Origin of the sequence: Xenorhabdus doucetiae (assembly GCF_000968195.1) — a bacterium.
Classification (GTDB): Bacteria; Pseudomonadota; Gammaproteobacteria; order Enterobacterales; family Enterobacteriaceae; genus Xenorhabdus; species Xenorhabdus doucetiae.
In genome coordinates this window covers 1,888,614-1,906,107 of sequence record NZ_FO704550.1, presented here as the reverse complement: position 1 = coordinate 1,906,107, position 17,494 = coordinate 1,888,614, and the positions used below count along the sequence as shown (strand labels likewise).

The following is a 17,494-nucleotide window of genomic DNA, read 5'->3' as shown; positions in this document are numbered from 1 at the left end:
ACACAACTTATTGCGGGTAATATACTTATGTCAGAAATCAGTCGTTCTGTGCTCTTTGGTAAGCTCAATCGTGTACTCTTCACCTCACTGGAACAGGCTACCACTTTCTGCAAACTACGCAGTAATCCTTATGTTGAGTTGGTCCATTGGTTGCACCAGCTTATGCAGCTACAAAACTGTGACTTACAATCGATTATCCGTTACTTTGCATTGGATGAGGCCAGGCTGACAAAAGATATCATTGCCGCGCTGGATCGCCTGCCACGCGGTGCCAGTGCGATTTCTGATCTCTCCGAACATATTGACAGTGCCGTAGAACGTGCCTGGGTGTATGGTTCACTAAAATTTGGCGTTGACAAAATTCGGAGTGCGCATTGGCTGATTGGTATGTTAAAAACCTTCAATCTGCGCAATACGTTGAAAGCTATTTCCCCACAGTTTGAACACATTAATGCAGATACGCTGGTCGATAATTTCAACGCGATCTGTGGCAGCAGCGATGAAGCACAAGAGAGTGGACTCTCACCCAACCTGCCCAGTTCCCAAGCCATAAAACAACAGACAGAGAGTGCCTTGCGGCAATATGGGCAAGATTTAACGGAGCGGGCTGGTAATGGTGAGATTGACCCGGTATCAGGGCGTGATGAAGAGATCCGCCAGATTATCGATATTCTGATGCGCCGCCGCCAAAATAATCCCTTGTTGACCGGCGAAGCCGGGGTGGGAAAGAGCGCGGTCATTGAAGGATTGGCGCTGCGGATCGCAGCCAATGAAGTTCCTCCCCCTCTGCAACATGTTGAACTTTGGCTACTGGATATTGGCATGCTACAAGCTGGCGCCGGGATCAGGGGCGAATTTGAATCCCGTCTGCGTAAAGTTATTGACGAAGTGCAATCCAGCCCGATCCCCATCATTCTGTTTATTGATGAAATCCATACGCTGATAGGCGCAGGCGGACAACAGGGAACCGGTGATGCGGCCAATTTGCTAAAACCGGCATTAGCACGAGGCCAGTTACGCACACTTGGCGCGACCACGTGGTCAGAATACAAGAAATATATTGAAAAAGATCCCGCCCTTACCCGTCGTTTCCAAGTCGTCCAAATTCATGAACCCGATGAAACCAAAGCCCTTTTGATGCTGCGTAGCCTGGTCAAAACGCTGGAAAAACATCACCATGTCCTGTTACTGGATGAAGCCGTTGACACTGCGGTACGCCTCTCTCATCGCTATATCCCCGCCCGCCAGTTGCCGGATAAAGCGGTGGCTCTGTTGGACACCGCTTGCGCCAGAGTTGCCATTAGCCAACACGCCGAACCTCCGCAATTGGAAAATTGCCGGCATCAGATTGAGGCGTTGAAGATTGAATTAGCTATTGTTGAACGGGAATCAAAAGTCGGGATCGGCAACCCACAACGGTCAGAATTCATCCTTGATGAGCTGGCCACATTGGAAGAACAGCGTATTGAGTTGGAAAACCGCTGGCAACAAGAACGCACACTGACCGATAAAATTATTCAACTGCAAGCCCAACTGCATGAGCAACCAATTCATGAACAACCATTTCATCAACAACAACAATATGATGATATCCATGCCCGGCATACTGAGCTGCTGGCAGCACAACAGCAATTGAAAACGTTGCAAGGAGAAACTCCGCTGATTTTTGCTTCGGTAGACAGCAATGTTGTTTCTGCCGTGATATCAGACTGGACGGGTATTCCACTGAGCCGCATGGTAAAAGACGAAATTGATGCGGTACTGCACTTGGCGGATACCCTCAACCAACGTGTCATCGGGCAATACCATGCTTTGGAATTAATTGCGAAACGGGTGCGCACATCACGGGCTAAATTGGATGACCCCAATAAACCGGTTGGTGTGTTTATGCTCTGTGGCCCTTCCGGGGTCGGTAAAACCGAAACCGCATTGGCACTGGCGGAAACGCTGTATGGCGGGGAGCAAAATCTGATTACCATCAATATGAGTGAATTTCAGGAAGCGCATACGGTATCCACGTTGAAAGGCGCTCCGCCGGGATATGTGGGCTATGGTGAAGGAGGCGTGCTGACCGAAGCCGTGCGGCGGCGTCCCTACAGTGTGGTGTTACTGGATGAAATTGAAAAAGCTCATCCTGATGTGCATGAGATTTTCTTTCAGGTCTTCGACAAAGGTTGGATGGAAGATGGTGAAGGCCGCCATATTGATTTTCGTAATACGATTATCATCCTGACCTCCAATGTTGGCGCGGATTTAGTCAGTTCGCTCTATTTACAACAGAATTCCCTCCCCGATCCGGAAAAACTGACCACCGCCCTGCGAAAACCCTTACTGCATGTCTTTCCTGCCGCCCTGCTGGGGCGTTTGATTGTCATTCCCTACTATCCATTGGGTGATAAGGTGATGGCAAGCATTGTTCATCTGCAATTAGACCGAATCAAAAAACGCTTACGGGAAAACCATGATATTGTCGCGACCTTTGATGATGCCCTGATTGAGTATATTGTTGAACGATGCACTGAAATCGAATCGGGTGGCCGCATGGTCGATGCCATCCTGACCAACTCGCTGCTACCGCAGATCAGCCAACTTTTGCTCTCTGCTAACGTGAATGATCAGCAATATCGTCAATTGCAAGTCTCTCTCGAACAAGGTGAGTTTCAGTTTCGGTTTATGGACTGAGGTCAGATACCTTGATTATCTCCCTGTGATGCAGAAAGATGATCAACTGTTTTTGTCTTGCGGGCTGCAACTTGACGTTTATCAAGGACATATAGATATATTTATCATATGATTATGATGTAGTAGTTTTCACATTCAAGTAAAAAAACGAAAGAAAACAGCGAGGCCGAAATAAAATTTGATAGGAAGAAACCGTGTTTTTTTTCCCACTTCTCAATGAACAAGCTTTACGGGCACCGTAGATAATTCTATTCTGTAAAATAATAGTTGAACGTGCGTGAACCCATATTTTCATACGGCTCACCTAATCAAGCCTAATAATTACAGGAGGTTTTATGACTACAAGGTCTGATATAGAAAAAGGAAGACTGGTTTATACAGAGAAGTTAGGGTGGGTAGATTTGGGGCATGCTCAAGGTGATGATGCCAGATTACTTATGGCAGCGATAAATAAAGGCGCTGATAGATGTACCAGAGACAGGTACTTTATTGTTAGATATGTCCAATATATGGGGAAAGGACGTAGAAATGGAACATCTATAAAAACAAGGTGGCAAGTCAGGGAAAATTTATCATTGCATGATAAAAAAAGAGTCGCTCTGACTATTATGATGTATACAACTCATTCATTTGAATCCTACCAAGATTCTTTTCCGTTTAATTGGGTGACAGACAGTGGTTATAGTGGCGAAGATTTAGTGTCTAATTTACTGGGTTTTTATCGGGCTGTGAATGGCATTGATTACTTACCCCAGTTAGGCGTCGTCAGTAAAGAAAAAGCCTTTAAGCGATGGGATTATTATGGGCCTATAGGTAAATATAAGAATAAAATTTTTAAGCCATTATTATTTCCCGATCCGGAAAAATACCCCAATAATGCCAAGCCTTATCATACGTCTCTGCCTGGTTTTTTAAATACCATATCCCCCATCAGTGACATCAAAAAAGGCCAAGATTTAATACTTATTAGCGACTTAGCTTATGTTAACATAGGTAAGGAATATGCCGGGATTACGCTTGAGTAGTTTTATAAGAATCCTTGTTTTCATATCCATTTTCATTGGTTGTGTAGTGATTTTTTTTATGTCACTTGCAAATGTTAATTTGTCATATACAAAAAAAAATTTCATTTATTACAATATGTTTACCTTTGATGAAATTAAACATATTCCTTTAATTTCAAATAATTACATCATATACTATGATTCTCCTGATGGTACATCAACAATGACTAACGATATTGTTTTTTCAAATGTTGATTTAGATAGTGAAACCGAACTAATAAAATATGTTGAGAATATGGGATTCGAAAAATATTATGACCAATACTGGGGTGATGAACGTTGGCAAAAAAATGACGTAATAATCACTATAAAACAAGATGGTACTAAGCGTACCATTTTGTTTTCAGTTGAGAAGAAATAAAAAATGGGCCGGCGGCAGAGAATTCTCCCATAAGAGATTAAAATACATTATCTTCTCTTATACTGTAACCAGATGTTCCTGCCGTATGATGTGTCCACGTTATGCTATCATATGAAATAGTTATACTCTCATATGGTTGCATATCATTGTGACTGAGTGAGTTGGGGTAGTGTATTGAAATATTTTTTATGGTGGCGTTAGTTAATTTTATTGAATAAAACTTTTCCAGTCCTCCTGACGAACTGTTCCGATATATATCAATATCACATTGAAAACTTTCGTTATTTGATATTGCAATGCCTAATAGCGGAGAGGATTTGTCTATGGGTTTTGTTATAATTATGGGCTGGTGATTGACGTTTTGTTCCCGACTTATATCATGATCAACCGAATAAACTAATATTTTATCTTTATGCTCTTCCTGGTATTTATTTCCTATTGAGTCATATGTTGAGCATCCGGCCGATATCAGCCCCTGTTTTTTACCTTTTATAGTCATATAAATAATATTAGCCACACTGTTTCTCCTGAGTATTTTTTGGACACAACAAAAACGCAGGATAACGTATTATTTTATCGATAGCATTGATTAAATTTTAACAGCTTACGCATTCAATTTAATAGATGACCCACTATCTTTCTTTGGGAAAGTTGCCTATCAATATTGAATTAAAAAATTATCAATATTCGATCATTCAGCCAGAGATCATCTCTGGCTGAATAGTTAAAAGCCGTCAATCTTACTGATTATTCATCATCTTCATGTTCAACTGCGTGTTTTTTTCCACTCAAACCATATTCACGTAATTTATTGGCAATTGCGGTATGAGAAACACCCAGCCGTTTTGCCAACTTGCGGGTACTGGGATAATGGCGGTAAAGACGTGTCAGTACAGAGCGTTCAAAACGCTTGCTGATGTCATCCAAAGAGCCCACCAGAATATCTTCATTAAAGGTTACCTCAGCGTCCAGATCAGGTAACTGAATATCCTGCGGGCTGAGTTTGCTGCCCTCAAGTTGAGTCAATGCCTGATATATGGCATTGCGAAGCTGCCTGACATTGCCCGGCCAATGATAACCACACAAAAATGGCGCTAACTCGGCAGAAAATTGAGGTTTCTGCAAGCCCTGTTCTTGCGCAAAGCGGGTGATAAAATAGTCCGTCAATGGCATGATATCCTCCTGACGTTCCCGCAAAGGGGGGATTGTGATGGTTAAAACATTCAGCCGATAATAGAGATCTTCACGAAATGCCCCTTTCTGTACCAACTCAACTAAGTTTTTCTGCGTGGCACAGATAATGCGGACATTCACTTTCACTTCATTCTCTTCACCGACCCGGCGAAATGTGCCGTCATTTAAGAAACGCAGTAATTTAGTCTGCATCTGTGGCGACATTTCACCGATTTCATCCAATAAAACCGTACCGCCATTGGCCTGTTCGAAGAAGCCTTTTTTGCCTTCCAGCGCATTGGGATAGGCGCCCGCCGCATAGCCAAACAGCTCACTTTCGACAACATCATCCGGCATGGAGGCACAATTTAACCCCAGGAAAGGCTGTTTTCCCCTTGCGCTGCGCAAATGGCAGGCTTTGGCAAATTCATCTTTCCCCGTCCCTGTTTCACCGATAAGCAGTAAAGGAGCATCAAGCATTGCCATTTTACGCGCCTGCTCAACGACATGAACCATTTTGGGGCTGACCGCAATAATGTGTTCAAACGCGCCGTCATCATTGACGGTTAATGGTTTATGTGGCGACGCAATATGCACCGTTGAATGGTGTTCACCGCCCGCACGTAACATAATCACCGCCCCGACACACTTAATGGCCTGGCTTTCATCCGTTAACTGCATCGGGATAATATCCATCCCGTAATCTTGCCCTTTGATGGCGAGTTGGGCTGAATGTGGCTGATGATGCTCACTTTCAAGCCAGCGCAGGAAAGGATAATGGCTGATCAGATGGCCAATGTTTTTTTGGTTAATTTTTTCTTTACTGTAACCAAACAGTGCCAAAGCCGCAGAGTTAGCCAGTTCAATATTGCCTTTCAGGTCAATAGAAAAGATAGGCTCAGGCACCGATTCCAACAGTGTCCACATCGCTCTGTGCTCTTTCTCTGACGGCATGAAAGCCACCGTCCTGACATCCATGACACCATTGATACGGCGAATTTCTGCCATCAAGCCACGGAAAATAGTGAAGTCAATTTGAGTAAAATTAAGGTAAATACGACGTGCAGGAGAAATTTCAATTCCTTTCAGGTCAATATTTCGTAAAACCAGTAAATCAAGTAATTCGCGGGTTAACCCGATTCGATCCTGACAAGTCACTTCCAATCGCATTTTTCTGACCTTATTGACACGATGTTCTTAACCGCCTGAAATGTTACCTGTTACGCTTCAAGAGATGAAGCCCTTGTCAGCAAAAGTTTACAAGAAAGTCAGGTGTCAAGCTGGGATAACAGTCACCATTCATTGGCTATTTTGGGCTACTTGCTGTTATCGGTGTCTTTGGCTGCCCCTTTGTGTTTCGTTGGTAACGTACTTTTAAGCTGAGCAAGCAACTGGTAACGAAAATCCCCTAATTTCGGCTTATCGCCATCAATCCACGGTAAGGGGCGACACAGCTCCATCGCTTTGATACCCAAACGCGCCGTCAGCAACCCGGCACCGATCCCCTGTGCAGCACGTGCAGAAAGGCGCGCCGCAATATCCTGTGACAACCAGTCCATGCCCACTTCCCTCACTAATTCTGATGCCCCGGCAAAGGCAATGTTCAGCAGGACTAAGCGAAATAAGCGGATGCGGCTGAAATAGCCTAATTCGATGCCATAAATTGCGGCAATGCGATTAATGAGGCGAATATTTCTCCACGCAATAAAGGCCATGTCCACAATCGCCAATGGGCTGACCGCGATCATTAACGCCGATTCCGCCGCAGAACGGCTGATCTCTTTTTTCGCCTGCCTGTCCAGAACGGGCTGAACACATTGGCTGTACAACATGATAATTTCACGATCATTGTGGGTTTCATGTACCGCCGCCTGCCAACGCTGTAATGCCGGATGTTGTTGCTCGATACCCGCCTGTTCGGCCAGTTTTTCACAAAATTGCCTGCCCTTACCTATGCCATGACTTTGCAATAATGTTTTCGCCATATCCCGCTCTTCTGTACGCTGGCGCAAATGGTAAAGGTGCCGCCATTCCCTGATTACGCTGCCGATACCGGCAAAAACCATCATGCTGCCTGCCGCAGCCATGCCCAGTGCAATCCAATCCTGTTGCTGCCAGGCGTGATAGATCCACTGGACACACTGGGCAACCACACTCACGCCTAACAGCAACACCGCCCCGGAAAAAACGGTCCGCCAAAAACTGCGTTTCGGTTTCAGTGCGGCATTGACTGCCCCTTCAAATTCACCCTCTCTCTCTTCCGCTTCCAGCTCTGGCATGGCCGGATAGAATGCTTCTTCCTGCCCGGTGAATTCTTGTTTTGATTTCAGCGGCGGCGGTGACGATGTTTGTACCAGATCGTCAAAATCCCTTCTCGGTTTCAAGGGTCCGGTCATGTTAATTTGTCTCCCAATAAAAATTCCATCGCACTGTCCATGCGAATATGGGGTAACGGGCTATCGGCATTGATTTGTCTTGGCCGGAATGATTCGAAATGAAACCCTTGTTTTTGCCAAAATTCACTGTTTGGCAAGCGTTGTGGGACTTCCCCCGGAAAAAATGTCAGTAATTTATCATCTGACAGGCAATTGCCCTTGATGGCGGGGATTTTTTCCCCTTGATGAATAACCATACCGCCCTCGGTTGCCTGAACCGATGCCAGCCCCACACAATCCATGCTGATCCCTTCAAAGGCCGCATTTTGCCACGCTTCCTGTACTAATTGCTGTAAAAGTAAAACCAGATTGGCATGTTGATCGGCCGTAATATGATCCGCTTTGCTGGCAGCAAACATGAGCTTATCGATGCAGGGCGAGAATAAACGACGAAACAGCGTTCGTTTGCCATAATGAAAACTCTGCATAAGTTGGGTCAATGCCAGCCGCATATCATTGAATGCCTGCACGCCACTATTCAGGGGCTGCAAACAATCCACCAGCACAATTTGCCGGTCAAACCGGAGGAAATGTTCTTTATAGAACCCCTTAACGATCTGATCACAATAATAAGCAAAACGTTCACGCAACATGCCTATGTTGGTGTGCTTGCCTGCTTTTGCTAATTGCGGCTCCCCAATTTGGTCAATGCCCGGCCACGGGAAAAATTGCAACGCCGGTGCACCTGCCAGATCCCCCGGCAAGATAAAACGGCCGGGTTGAATAAAGTGCAATCCCTGTTGCTTACACTGATGCAGGTAATCGGTATAAGCCTGTGCGATTTGGGCGAGTAAATTTTCATCGGCGGGCGCCAACGGGTCACATTGCCGGCATAACGCTAACCACGGTTTCGCCCAATTCGCTCTTTCCCCTTTCAGTAATCCCTGCATGTGCCGCGACCATGCCAGATAATCTTGCTCCAGCATGGGTAAATCCAATAACCACTCGCCCGGATAATCGACGATTTCCAGATACAGGGTGGAGGTTTCTTTGAAGTAACGAAATAAGGAGTCTTTAGAACGATAACGCAATGCCAGGCGTATTTCACTCACACCCCGTGTCGGCGTCGGCCAGTGAGGGGGAGTGTCATGTAATTGCGCGATGTTTTCATCATAGGCAAAACGCGGCACACCAAAATCTCGCTGCGGCACACGCTTTACACCCAGTAAGCGCCCATCACGCACAGCAGAAAACAGCGGCAATCTGGCGCCACTGTGAACATGCAGGAGTTGGTTGACCAAAGAAGTGATAAATGCAGTTTTTCCACTGCGACTTAATCCGGTTACCGCCAGTCGCAAATGACGATCCATTCCACGATTAACGAGTGCTGTCAGTTCGTTTTGCAACCGTTTCATGTTGCTCCTCAATGGGAATACCGTGAATCCGTGTTATCCGGCCAGTAACATCGGTAAAATTTGCCATTATTTCCGCATTTCCGCTGTTACTGGTCAGATCCCCTGTTGTTCTATTCTGGTTGCCCATATTCAGAGGTGGCGGAAACGGCTGCGCACGTTGTAAGTCTCTGACGTAATATAGCGTTCCATTTGACGCAAACGTGCTTCGTTTGCTTGCAATTGGGTGTCTACTTTATCCAACAGACTCTGTGCTGATGGCCCACTATTTCTTTCCCCTGCCAAATATCCCGCCGGTGCGGGCTCCATGACAAAGGTCAAGATAATATAAGCCAATACCGTTATGCCAAATAAGCCAAAGAAGAGCGAGAGTACCGCGATAGTACGAATTAACGGAGCGGGTACGTCAAAATAGTCTGCCAGCCCGGCACAGACGCCTTTAACCACTCCCTGCTCTGGCAGGCGATAAAGTTTCCGTCGGTATTGATTTGACATTATGACTGTCTCCAGTTTGGATGTTCTGCGTCAAGGATATCTTCTAACGTTTTGATCCGTTCCTGCATACGCCTGGCGTTCTCTGTCAGTTGTTCCAAACGCTGAATTTCACTGCTCCCTAACTGACCGCGATGGCTGTTCTGGTTGTTGTAATGCAGCCACAACCAGATGGGCAAGACAAAAAGCACGAAAATGATCAGCGGGATGCCAAGAAATATATAGGCCATTATCTTTCCTTAGTGATGTATGACATGTGTCATTATTGTGGATCTTTGCTACTCATTTTAGCTTTCAAGGCCGCAAGTTGTGCATTGATTTCATCATCTGCTTTCAATTCGGCAAATTGCTGTTCGAGTGATTTCTGTTTGCCTAATCCAAACGCTTCTGCTTCCGCTTCCATGTGGTCTATCCGGCGCTCAAACTGTTCGAAACGTGCCATGGCTTCATCAATTTTACCGCTGTCCAACTGACGACGGACCTGACGCGAAGAGGCCGCTGCCTGATGGCGCAGTGTCAGTGATTGTTGCCTTGCACGTGCTTCGGTTAATTTATTTTCCAGCTCCGTCACTTCGCCTTTAATGCGCTCCAGCGTTTCATCCAGAATAGATAATTCGTGGCTGAGTGTGTCAACTAAGCTACTGACTTTTTGTTTTTCAATCAACGCCGCGCGCGCTAAATCTTCTTTACCCTTGCCCAGCGCCAGTTCAGCTTTTTCTTGCCAGCCATCGATTTGGCCTTCCCCGATACTGATGCGGCGCAAAAGCTGCTTTTTCTCTGCCAGCGTGCGGGCGGAAGTGGAGCGGATTTCCACCAACGTGTCTTCCATTTCCTGAATCATCAAACGGATCATTTTCTGTGGATCTTCTGCCTTATCCAGCAGAGAGGAGATGTTAGCGTTCACGATATCAGCAAAACGAGAAAAAATACCCATAGTCATAAACCTCTTTCATTAGAATGTATGTATGTTATGCCTGTGTACGGTTAAAGCAGATACAAGATACACGGTAAGGCACATAGTTATTACAAGATATATGCCAACTTTTCTGTTTTACTTATCTAATTGAAATTACTTAAATAATTTTTATTTGCTTTTTTATTTCAATCCGTTAATTTAGTTAAATTAACCAATTTTTGGCGAAAAATACCATGCCTCAGTTTATTGATAATCTATTAGGTGAAGCAAACTGTTTTATTGAAATTCTGGAACAAGTCTCCGCATTGGCAAAGTTGAATAAACCGGTTTTAGTACTGGGGGAGCGGGGAACAGGCAAAGAGTTAATTGCCCGTCGTTTACATTATCTTTCTCCGCGTTGGCAAGGCCCTTTTATTTCGCTGAACTGTGCAGCGCTCAATGAAAATCTGCTTGATTCAGAACTGTTTGGTCATGAGGCTGGGGCATTTACCGGCGCCCGTTCAAAACACCAAGGGCGCTTTGAGCGGGCTGATGGCGGAACCTTGTTTCTTGACGAACTTGCTACGGCGCCCATGCAAGTACAGGAGAAATTATTGCGTGTCATTGAATATGGTCACCTGGAGCGTGTCGGCGGTACTCAATCATTACAAGTGGATGTACGTTTGGTTTGCGCAACCAACGAAGATTTACCGGCGATGGCTGCCAACGGGAAATTCAGGGCTGATTTGCTCGACAGGCTGGCGTTCGACGTGGTTTATATTCCACCACTGCGCCAACGGCAACAAGATATTATGCTACTGGCGCAGAATTTTGCGATTCAGATGTGTCGTGAGTTGAAGCTGCCCTTCTTCCCCGGATTTACTGACAAGGCCAAACAACAGTTACTTTCCTATCACTGGCCCGGCAATGTTCGCGAATTGAAGAATGTTATCGAACGTTCCATTTATCGGCATAATGAAAGTGGAAGTGAATTAAATACGATAATTATCAATCCTTTTTTATCATTACAACCATCCGCCCCACTATCCACTGACAACGCGACTACCCACTATTCCCTTCCCTCATTACCTCTCGATTTAAGACAGTGGCAAAACGATAGCGAAAAGCGCTTAATCATACAGGCTTTGGCAGAAAGTCAATTTAATCAGAAAAGAGCGGCTGACAAACTGAATTTGACTTATCACCAGCTACGCGGGTTAGTCAAAAAACACCATATTGATGTTAATAACGACAGTTAAAGATGATCTGTTCAAGCAAGCGAACGAGGGATAGGTGGAGAGATAAAAAAATAGCCGGCACCCGAGCCGGCTAATAAAAATACTGGAAGCAATGTGAGCAATGTCGTGCCCTTCCTGAGATGACATATTTGATATGACAAAGGTGTCTTCCCGAAAGCACATGAGAATGATAATGCTTCTCAGTTATTTTTGTAAAGCACTTTATTGAGAATATTTCTCACTATCGTGATCTAGCCGTTGTTTTTAGCAAAAAATGTCAATTAAGTTACAATGGCCAAACTCTTTTTTATGACTGATATTTTATATGCGCTATTTGATTTACTGGATCATATTATTGATTTCCGCCCCGACTCTGGCGGCCAAGAATGCTACTCCAGAAACGCTTGCGGAACCTGTCACCGACCCCATCAAAACGATCCCAGAATTGAGGGCGAACAACAGCTCAGAAAGCCTGCCCCACATCTCGGCGGGCTTACGGCAGAACGGCTTTATCTATTGTGTTAATGGCAATTTGAATACGTTTAATCCCCAAATGGCGATCAGCGGTCTGGCCGTGGATACGCTGGCTGCACAGATTTATAATCGCCTGCTGGGCGTCGATCCCCTGACTTATCGTCTGGTTCCTGAACTGGCTGCTGATTGGGAAGTTCGGGACAATGGTGCAACCTACCGATTTTATCTGCGTCACCATGTTGCTTTCCAATCAACCGATTGGTTTACCCCGACCCGCACGATGAACGCGGATGATGTTGTTTTCAGCTTTCGCCGCGTTTTCGATAAAACACATTATTATCATGATGTGAATGGGGGTTATTATCCCTATTTTGATAGTTTGCAATTTGGTGATTCAGTCAAGGATATTGAGAAAATCGACAAATATACGGTTGAATTTCGCCTCAATGCTCCCGACGCCTCTTTTCTCTGGCACCTGGCAACCCATTATGCCCCTATCTTGTCGCAGGAATATGCGCAAAAATTGCAACAAGTGAATCGGCAGGGGCAAATAGATTGGAAACCAGTCGGAACCGGTCCCTTCATGCTGGAAGATTATCAGATGAACCAATTTATCCGCCTTGTTCGCCATGATAACTATTGGAAAGGCAAGCCGCGCATGGAACAGGTTGTGATAGATACCGGCGCGGGTGGCACGGGCAGGATCTCAAAACTGCTCACAGGGGAATGCGATGTATTGGCTTATCCCGATGCTAACCAGTGGAACATTCTGCATGATGATCCCAATTTACGTCAGACATTACGCTCAGGCATGAATATTGCCTATCTGGCTTTTAACACCAGTAAGCCACCGTTGGATCAGTTAGCCGTTCGCCAAGCCATTGCCTATGCCATCAATAACCAACGCCTGATGAAGTCCATTTACTATGGCACGGCAGAGACAGCGGCCTCTATTTTGCCCCGTGCATCATGGGCGTATGATAACCGTGCTGAAGTCACCGAATACAATCCTGAAAAATCCCGCCAGATATTACATAACCTGGGGTTAAGTGGACTGGAGTTAACGTTATGGGTGCCAACGGCTTCACAAGCCTATAATCCAAGCCCGCTGAAAATGGCGGAGCTGATTCAGGCAGATTTAGCCCAAGTGGGTATTAAGATCGCTATCCGTCCCGTCGAAGGCCGTTTTCAGGAAAACCAGTTGATGGATAAGACTCACGATATGACACTGGCAGGCTGGTCTACTGACAGCAACGATCCGGATAGTTTTTTCCGTCCATTATTAAGTTGCGCCGCCATTGCGTCACAAACGAATCTCAGCCGTTGGTGCAGTTCAGCTTTTGATGATGCCTTACGTCAAGCCTTATTGAATCAACAACTGGCTTCACGCATCAAAAATTATCATGTTGCCCAAGAAATTCTCGCGCAACAATTACCCGTCTTGCCACTGGCTTATGCGATGCGTTTGCAAATCTCGCGTTATAACATCAAAGGATTGGTACTCAGCCCATTTGGCAATAGCGCCTTTGACCGAGTTTACCGTGAACAGGAAACCGACATTTCCGATGAAAATAATAAGGGAAGCAAATGATTATTTATATCTTACGTCGTTTGCTGATTCTGGTTGTGACGCTGTTTTTTCTTTCATTAATCAGTTTCAGCCTGATGTATTTTACCCCTCATGGTACGTTGAGTGGTGCATCGCTGTCAGACGCCTATGTCTACTATTTCCGCAGCTTGCTCCAATGGGATTTTGGTATTTCCAGAATTAATGGGGAACGCATTATTGAGCAACTGTATGCGGTGCTGCCTGCCACGATGGAGCTGTGTGTCCTTTCATTTTCCATCGCGTTGTTAATCGGTATCCCGCTTGGGATTATTGCCGGTGTCTGGCGCAACAAAAAAGCCGATATCATTATCAGCACATTTGCCCTGTGTGGTTTTTCCATTCCGGTTTTCTGGCTGGCTTTGCTGCTGACCCTGCTTTTTTCACTTTATTTAGGCTGGCTACCGGTTTCGGGACGGTTTGATTTGCTCTATCGGATGGAGCCGGTAACCGGTTCCGCCCTGATTGATGCTTGGCTGTCCAAGGCACCCTATCGCAATGAAATGATCATGAGTGTGATCCTGCATATGATCCTGCCTGTTATCACACTGGCCGTCGCCCCGACAACGGAAGTTATCCGTTTGATGCGTAACAGTACGGAAGAGGTTTCAGGCGAAAACTATATCAAATCAGCAGCAACACGGGGTCTATCCCGGCTGACTATCATCCGCCGTCACTTACTGCATAACGCTTTGCCGCCTATCATTCCTAAGCTGGGATTACAATTTTCAACCATGCTCACATTAGCGATGGTGACAGAGCAGGTCTTTAACTGGCCAGGTTTAGGACGTTGGCTCATCACTGCTATCCGCCAGCAGGATTATTCCGCAATCTCAGCCGGCGTTATGGTAATAGGAACGCTGGTTATTTCAGTGAATATTCTGACAGATATTATTGGAGCAATGGCTAATCCCCTGAAGCATAAGGAATGGTATGCCCTTAGATAATTTTTACCGAGAAAAGAAAATGCCGTCGCCATCGAAAGTTATCTGGCGATTCTTCTATGCGGATATATTGGCAATGACGGGTTTTTATGGGGTATTAATTTTAATGACACTAAGCCTGTTAGGAAATTACCTTGCCCCATACCGGCTTGATCAACAATTTATGGCTCAACTTATGCCACCTTCATGGTCGCATCACGGCAATGTCGCTTTTTTCCTCGGAACTGACGATCTTGGCCGTGATATTTTCAGCCGTTTATTGATTGGTACATCATCCACATTTGGCGGGGCATTGGTGGCCACTGCGGCAGCGGCCATTGTCGGATTAATCATCGGTAGCCTTGCCGGCATGACTCATGGGTTAAAGTCGGCCATTCTGAATCATATTCTTGATACCTTGCTCGCTATTCCTTCATTGCTACTGGCTATCATTGTCGTGGCCTTTGTTGGCGCCAGCCTGCACCATGCCATGATTGCCATTTCGCTGGCACTACTGCCAAGAATAGTACGTACCGTTTATACTGCTGTACATGACGAACTGGATAAAGAGTACATTATCGCAGCACGTCTGGACGGGGCGTCAAACTACCATATTTTACGCTACGCTGTTCTTCCCAATATCACGGCGGTGATAGTCAGTGAGTTAACCCGTGCTCTCTCCATCGCTATTCTTGATATTGCTGCGCTGGGGTTTCTCAATCTGGGTGCTCAATTGCCCTCCCCCGAATGGGGAACCATGTTGGGAGACTCATTAGAATTAATCTATGCCGCCCCCTGGACTGTGATGTTGCCCGGAGCCGTTATTATGCTGAGTGTTCTGTTGGTTAATTTACTGGGTGACGGCCTTCACCGCGCGATTAACGCAGGAGTCGAATAATGCCATTACTTGATATTCGAAACCTCACCATTGAATTTATGACGGCAGAAGGTCCCGTCAAAGCGGTTGACCGGATGAGTATTTCACTGACGGAAGGTGAAATTCTGGGTCTGGCCGGCGAATCAGGTTCAGGTAAGAGTTTGATTGCCAAAGCGATTTGTGGTGTTGCAAAAGAAAACCTTATCGTGACCGCTGATCGTTTTCGTTTTAACGATATTGATTTATTGCGCCTGACACCGCGGCAGCGCCGCAAGGTGATTGGGCATAATATTTCAATGATCTTTCAGGAACCTCAGTCATGTCTCGATCCCTCAGAAAATGTGGGTAAACAGATTATTCAATCTATTCCTGGGTGGACGTATAAAGGCCGTTGGTGGCAAAGAATTAATTGGCGAAAACGCCGTGCAGTTGAGTTGTTGCACCGCGTTGGTATTAAAGATCACGATGACATTATGCACAGCTATCCTTATGAATTAACCGAAGGTGAATGTCAAAAAGTGATGATTGCCATTGCACTTGCCAACCAACCCCGGTTGCTGATTGCCGATGAGCCAACCAATGCCATGGAACCTACGACACAGGCGCAAATCTTCCGTTTGCTGTCGAGCCTGAACCAGAACAACAACATGACTATCCTGTTAATCAGTCATGACCTGCAAATGATGAGTAAACTGGTCAAACGCATCAATGTGCTGTATTGCGGCCAAACCGTGGAAAGTGCCACCCCTGATGAGTTGCTGGTGAAACCGTATCACCCCTATACGCAAGCACTGATCCGTTCAATTCCTGATTTTGGTAGTCCGTTACCACACAAAAGCAGGCTAAATACGTTGCCTGGCGCTATTCCATCACTGGAACATCTGCCGGTAGGTTGCCGTTTAGGACCACGCTGTCCTTATGCACAGAAAACCTGCATTGCAACCCCACGATTACGGGTGATTAAGAACCATACATTCGCCTGCCATTTCCCTTTGAATATGGAGGAGCCGTAAGTGGTTGAAACATTACTGGAAGTGAAAAACCTGACGAAAACATTTCGCTATCAAATGGGATTATTTCGCCATCATCAGCTTGACGCCGTAAAACCCGTGAGCTTTATCCTACAACCGAAAAAAACACTGGCTATCCTTGGTGCAAATGGCTCCGGTAAATCCACATTAGCAAGAATGTTATCGGGGGTTATTGAACCAACGTCAGGTGAAATTCTGATTAATGGTCATAAACTGTCTTACGGGGATTACAGCTATCGCAGCCAGCGCATTCGCATGATTTTTCAGGACCCCAGTACATCACTGAATCCTCGTCAGCGCATTGGCCAAATTCTGGATATGCCGTTAATCCTGAATACCGAGCTATCCCCCTCTGAACGGGAAAAACGCATCAACCAAACATTGCGTCAGGTTGGTCTACTGCCAGATCATGCCAATTATTATCCACATATGCTCGCATCAGGACAGAAACAGCGTGTGGCGTTGGCACGGGCGTTAATATTGCAACCACAAATCATCGTTGCAGATGAAGCTTTGGCTTCCCTTGATATGTCGATGCGTTCCCAAATCATTAACCTGATGCTGGAATTACAGGAAAAACACGGTATTTCATATATTTATGTCACCCAACATCTCGGTATGATGAAACATATCAGCGATCAAGTGCTGGTGATGCACCAAGGGGAAGTTGTCGAGCGTGGTAATACGGCGGAGGTTCTGGCTTCTCCGTTGCATGATATTACCCGAAAATTAATCGCCAGCCATTTCGGTGAAGCCTTGTCTGCCGAAGCATGGCGACAGGATCTCACCTAATGTTTTTAGTGGAGGTATTTTAATCACTGATCGGAACAGCATGGGAAACTCACCACATTTCCCTCCGGCGTGGTAGAATCATCTCCGTTTATTCACCAT

16 protein-coding genes are annotated in these 17,494 nt (G+C 45.6%); 9 read left to right on the top strand and 7 right to left on the bottom strand.

What is annotated here, in order from left to right; genetic code table 11:
• Window positions 1–27 precede the first annotated feature (27 nt).
• From tssH to XDD1_RS08720, 3 genes are all read left to right on the top strand, one after another.
• Entirely contained in the window at window positions 28–2,682 is a 2,655-nt protein-coding gene (tssH, locus tag XDD1_RS08730; protein WP_045970412.1) for a type VI secretion system ATPase TssH, read from the top strand.
• 335 nt (window positions 2,683–3,017) lie between these two features.
• Window positions 3,018–3,707: a hypothetical protein gene (locus XDD1_RS08725; protein WP_045970410.1), complete on the top strand. Its 690-nt coding sequence runs from the start codon at window positions 3,018–3,020 to the stop codon at window positions 3,705–3,707.
• Entirely contained in the window at window positions 3,685–4,107 is a 423-nt protein-coding gene (locus tag XDD1_RS08720; protein WP_052705665.1) for a hypothetical protein, read from the top strand. Before XDD1_RS08725 ends, XDD1_RS08720 begins: the two co-directional genes overlap by 23 nt.
• Window positions 4,108–4,144: 37 nt before the next feature.
• Here the strand turns inward: XDD1_RS08720 and XDD1_RS08715 are convergent, their stop codons facing one another.
• From XDD1_RS08715 to pspA, 7 genes are all read right to left on the bottom strand, one after another.
• Complete coding sequence (locus XDD1_RS08715; protein WP_045970405.1) at window positions 4,145–4,624, bottom strand: Hcp family type VI secretion system effector; 480 nt, start codon at window positions 4,622–4,624, stop codon at window positions 4,145–4,147.
• Between the two features lie 230 nt (window positions 4,625–4,854).
• Complete coding sequence (tyrR, locus tag XDD1_RS08710; RefSeq protein WP_045970403.1) at window positions 4,855–6,450, bottom strand: transcriptional regulator TyrR; 1,596 nt, start codon at window positions 6,448–6,450, stop codon at window positions 4,855–4,857.
• Window positions 6,451–6,596: 146 nt separating this feature from the next.
• Window positions 6,597–7,676, bottom strand: a complete 1,080-nt coding sequence (locus XDD1_RS08705; RefSeq protein ID WP_045970401.1) for a YcjF family protein — start codon at window positions 7,674–7,676, stop codon at window positions 6,597–6,599.
• Entirely contained in the window at window positions 7,673–9,070 is a 1,398-nt protein-coding gene (locus XDD1_RS08700) for a YcjX family GTP-binding protein (protein WP_045970399.1), read from the bottom strand. Before XDD1_RS08700 ends, XDD1_RS08705 begins: the two co-directional genes overlap by 4 nt.
• Before the next feature lie 129 nt (window positions 9,071–9,199).
• On the bottom strand, window positions 9,200–9,562 hold the full coding sequence (pspC, locus tag XDD1_RS08695) for an envelope stress response membrane protein PspC (protein ID WP_045970397.1): 363 nt from the start codon (window positions 9,560–9,562) through the stop codon (window positions 9,200–9,202).
• The gene (gene pspB / locus XDD1_RS08690) at window positions 9,562–9,789 is read right to left on the bottom strand and encodes an envelope stress response membrane protein PspB (protein ID WP_045970395.1); all 228 of its coding nucleotides are present in this window, start codon (window positions 9,787–9,789) and stop codon (window positions 9,562–9,564) included. The genes pspC and pspB overlap by 1 nt, the downstream gene beginning before the upstream one ends.
• Before the next feature lie 32 nt (window positions 9,790–9,821).
• Complete coding sequence (gene pspA, locus XDD1_RS08685; protein ID WP_045973414.1) at window positions 9,822–10,493, bottom strand: phage shock protein PspA; 672 nt, start codon at window positions 10,491–10,493, stop codon at window positions 9,822–9,824.
• A 215-nt stretch (window positions 10,494–10,708) separates the two neighbouring features.
• On the opposite strand from pspA, the gene pspF reads away from it, so the two are divergent.
• From pspF to sapF, 6 genes are all read left to right on the top strand, one after another.
• On the top strand, window positions 10,709–11,713 hold the full coding sequence (gene pspF, locus XDD1_RS08680) for a phage shock protein operon transcriptional activator (protein ID WP_045970393.1): 1,005 nt from the start codon (window positions 10,709–10,711) through the stop codon (window positions 11,711–11,713).
• 304 nt (window positions 11,714–12,017) lie between these two features.
• On the top strand, window positions 12,018–13,757 hold the full coding sequence (gene sapA / locus XDD1_RS08675; RefSeq protein ID WP_045970391.1) for an ABC transporter substrate-binding protein SapA: 1,740 nt from the start codon (window positions 12,018–12,020) through the stop codon (window positions 13,755–13,757).
• The gene (gene sapB / locus XDD1_RS08670; protein WP_045970389.1) at window positions 13,754–14,719 is read left to right on the top strand and encodes a putrescine export ABC transporter permease SapB; all 966 of its coding nucleotides are present in this window, start codon (window positions 13,754–13,756) and stop codon (window positions 14,717–14,719) included. The genes sapA and sapB overlap by 4 nt, the downstream gene beginning before the upstream one ends.
• Window positions 14,706–15,593 carry a putrescine export ABC transporter permease SapC gene (gene sapC / locus XDD1_RS08665; protein WP_045970387.1) on the top strand — a complete coding sequence of 296 codons (888 nt, stop codon included), beginning with the start codon at window positions 14,706–14,708 and terminating at the stop codon, window positions 15,591–15,593. The genes sapB and sapC overlap by 14 nt, the downstream gene beginning before the upstream one ends.
• Entirely contained in the window at window positions 15,593–16,585 is a 993-nt protein-coding gene (gene sapD / locus XDD1_RS08660) for a putrescine export ABC transporter ATP-binding protein SapD (protein WP_045970385.1), read from the top strand. The genes sapC and sapD overlap by 1 nt, the downstream gene beginning before the upstream one ends.
• A complete protein-coding gene (gene sapF, locus XDD1_RS08655; RefSeq protein WP_045970383.1) occupies window positions 16,586–17,395 on the top strand; it encodes a putrescine export ABC transporter ATP-binding protein SapF in 810 nt (269 codons plus the stop codon). It begins immediately after the preceding gene.
• Window positions 17,396–17,494: the final 99 nt, after the last annotated feature.

Coding starts and splice junctions, on each gene's coding strand:
- sapA (WP_045970391.1), top strand. CDS start 12,018: ATGCGCTATTTGATTTACTGGATCATATTATTGATTTCCGCCCCGACT.
- XDD1_RS08705 (WP_045970401.1), bottom strand. CDS start 7,676: ATGACCGGACCCTTGAAACCGAGAAGGGATTTTGACGATCTGGTACAA.
- tyrR (WP_045970403.1), bottom strand. CDS start 6,450: ATGCGATTGGAAGTGACTTGTCAGGATCGAATCGGGTTAACCCGCGAA.
- sapB (WP_045970389.1), top strand. CDS start 13,754: ATGATTATTTATATCTTACGTCGTTTGCTGATTCTGGTTGTGACGCTG.
- tssH (WP_045970412.1), top strand. CDS start 28: ATGTCAGAAATCAGTCGTTCTGTGCTCTTTGGTAAGCTCAATCGTGTA.
- sapC (WP_045970387.1), top strand. CDS start 14,706: ATGCCCTTAGATAATTTTTACCGAGAAAAGAAAATGCCGTCGCCATCG.
- XDD1_RS08720 (WP_052705665.1), top strand. CDS start 3,685: ATGCCGGGATTACGCTTGAGTAGTTTTATAAGAATCCTTGTTTTCATA.
- pspF (WP_045970393.1), top strand. CDS start 10,709: ATGCCTCAGTTTATTGATAATCTATTAGGTGAAGCAAACTGTTTTATT.
- sapD (WP_045970385.1), top strand. CDS start 15,593: ATGCCATTACTTGATATTCGAAACCTCACCATTGAATTTATGACGGCA.
- pspB (WP_045970395.1), bottom strand. CDS start 9,789: ATGGCCTATATATTTCTTGGCATCCCGCTGATCATTTTCGTGCTTTTT.
- XDD1_RS08700 (WP_045970399.1), bottom strand. CDS start 9,070: ATGAAACGGTTGCAAAACGAACTGACAGCACTCGTTAATCGTGGAATG.
- pspA (WP_045973414.1), bottom strand. CDS start 10,493: ATGGGTATTTTTTCTCGTTTTGCTGATATCGTGAACGCTAACATCTCC.
- pspC (WP_045970397.1), bottom strand. CDS start 9,562: ATGTCAAATCAATACCGACGGAAACTTTATCGCCTGCCAGAGCAGGGA.
- XDD1_RS08725 (WP_045970410.1), top strand. CDS start 3,018: ATGACTACAAGGTCTGATATAGAAAAAGGAAGACTGGTTTATACAGAG.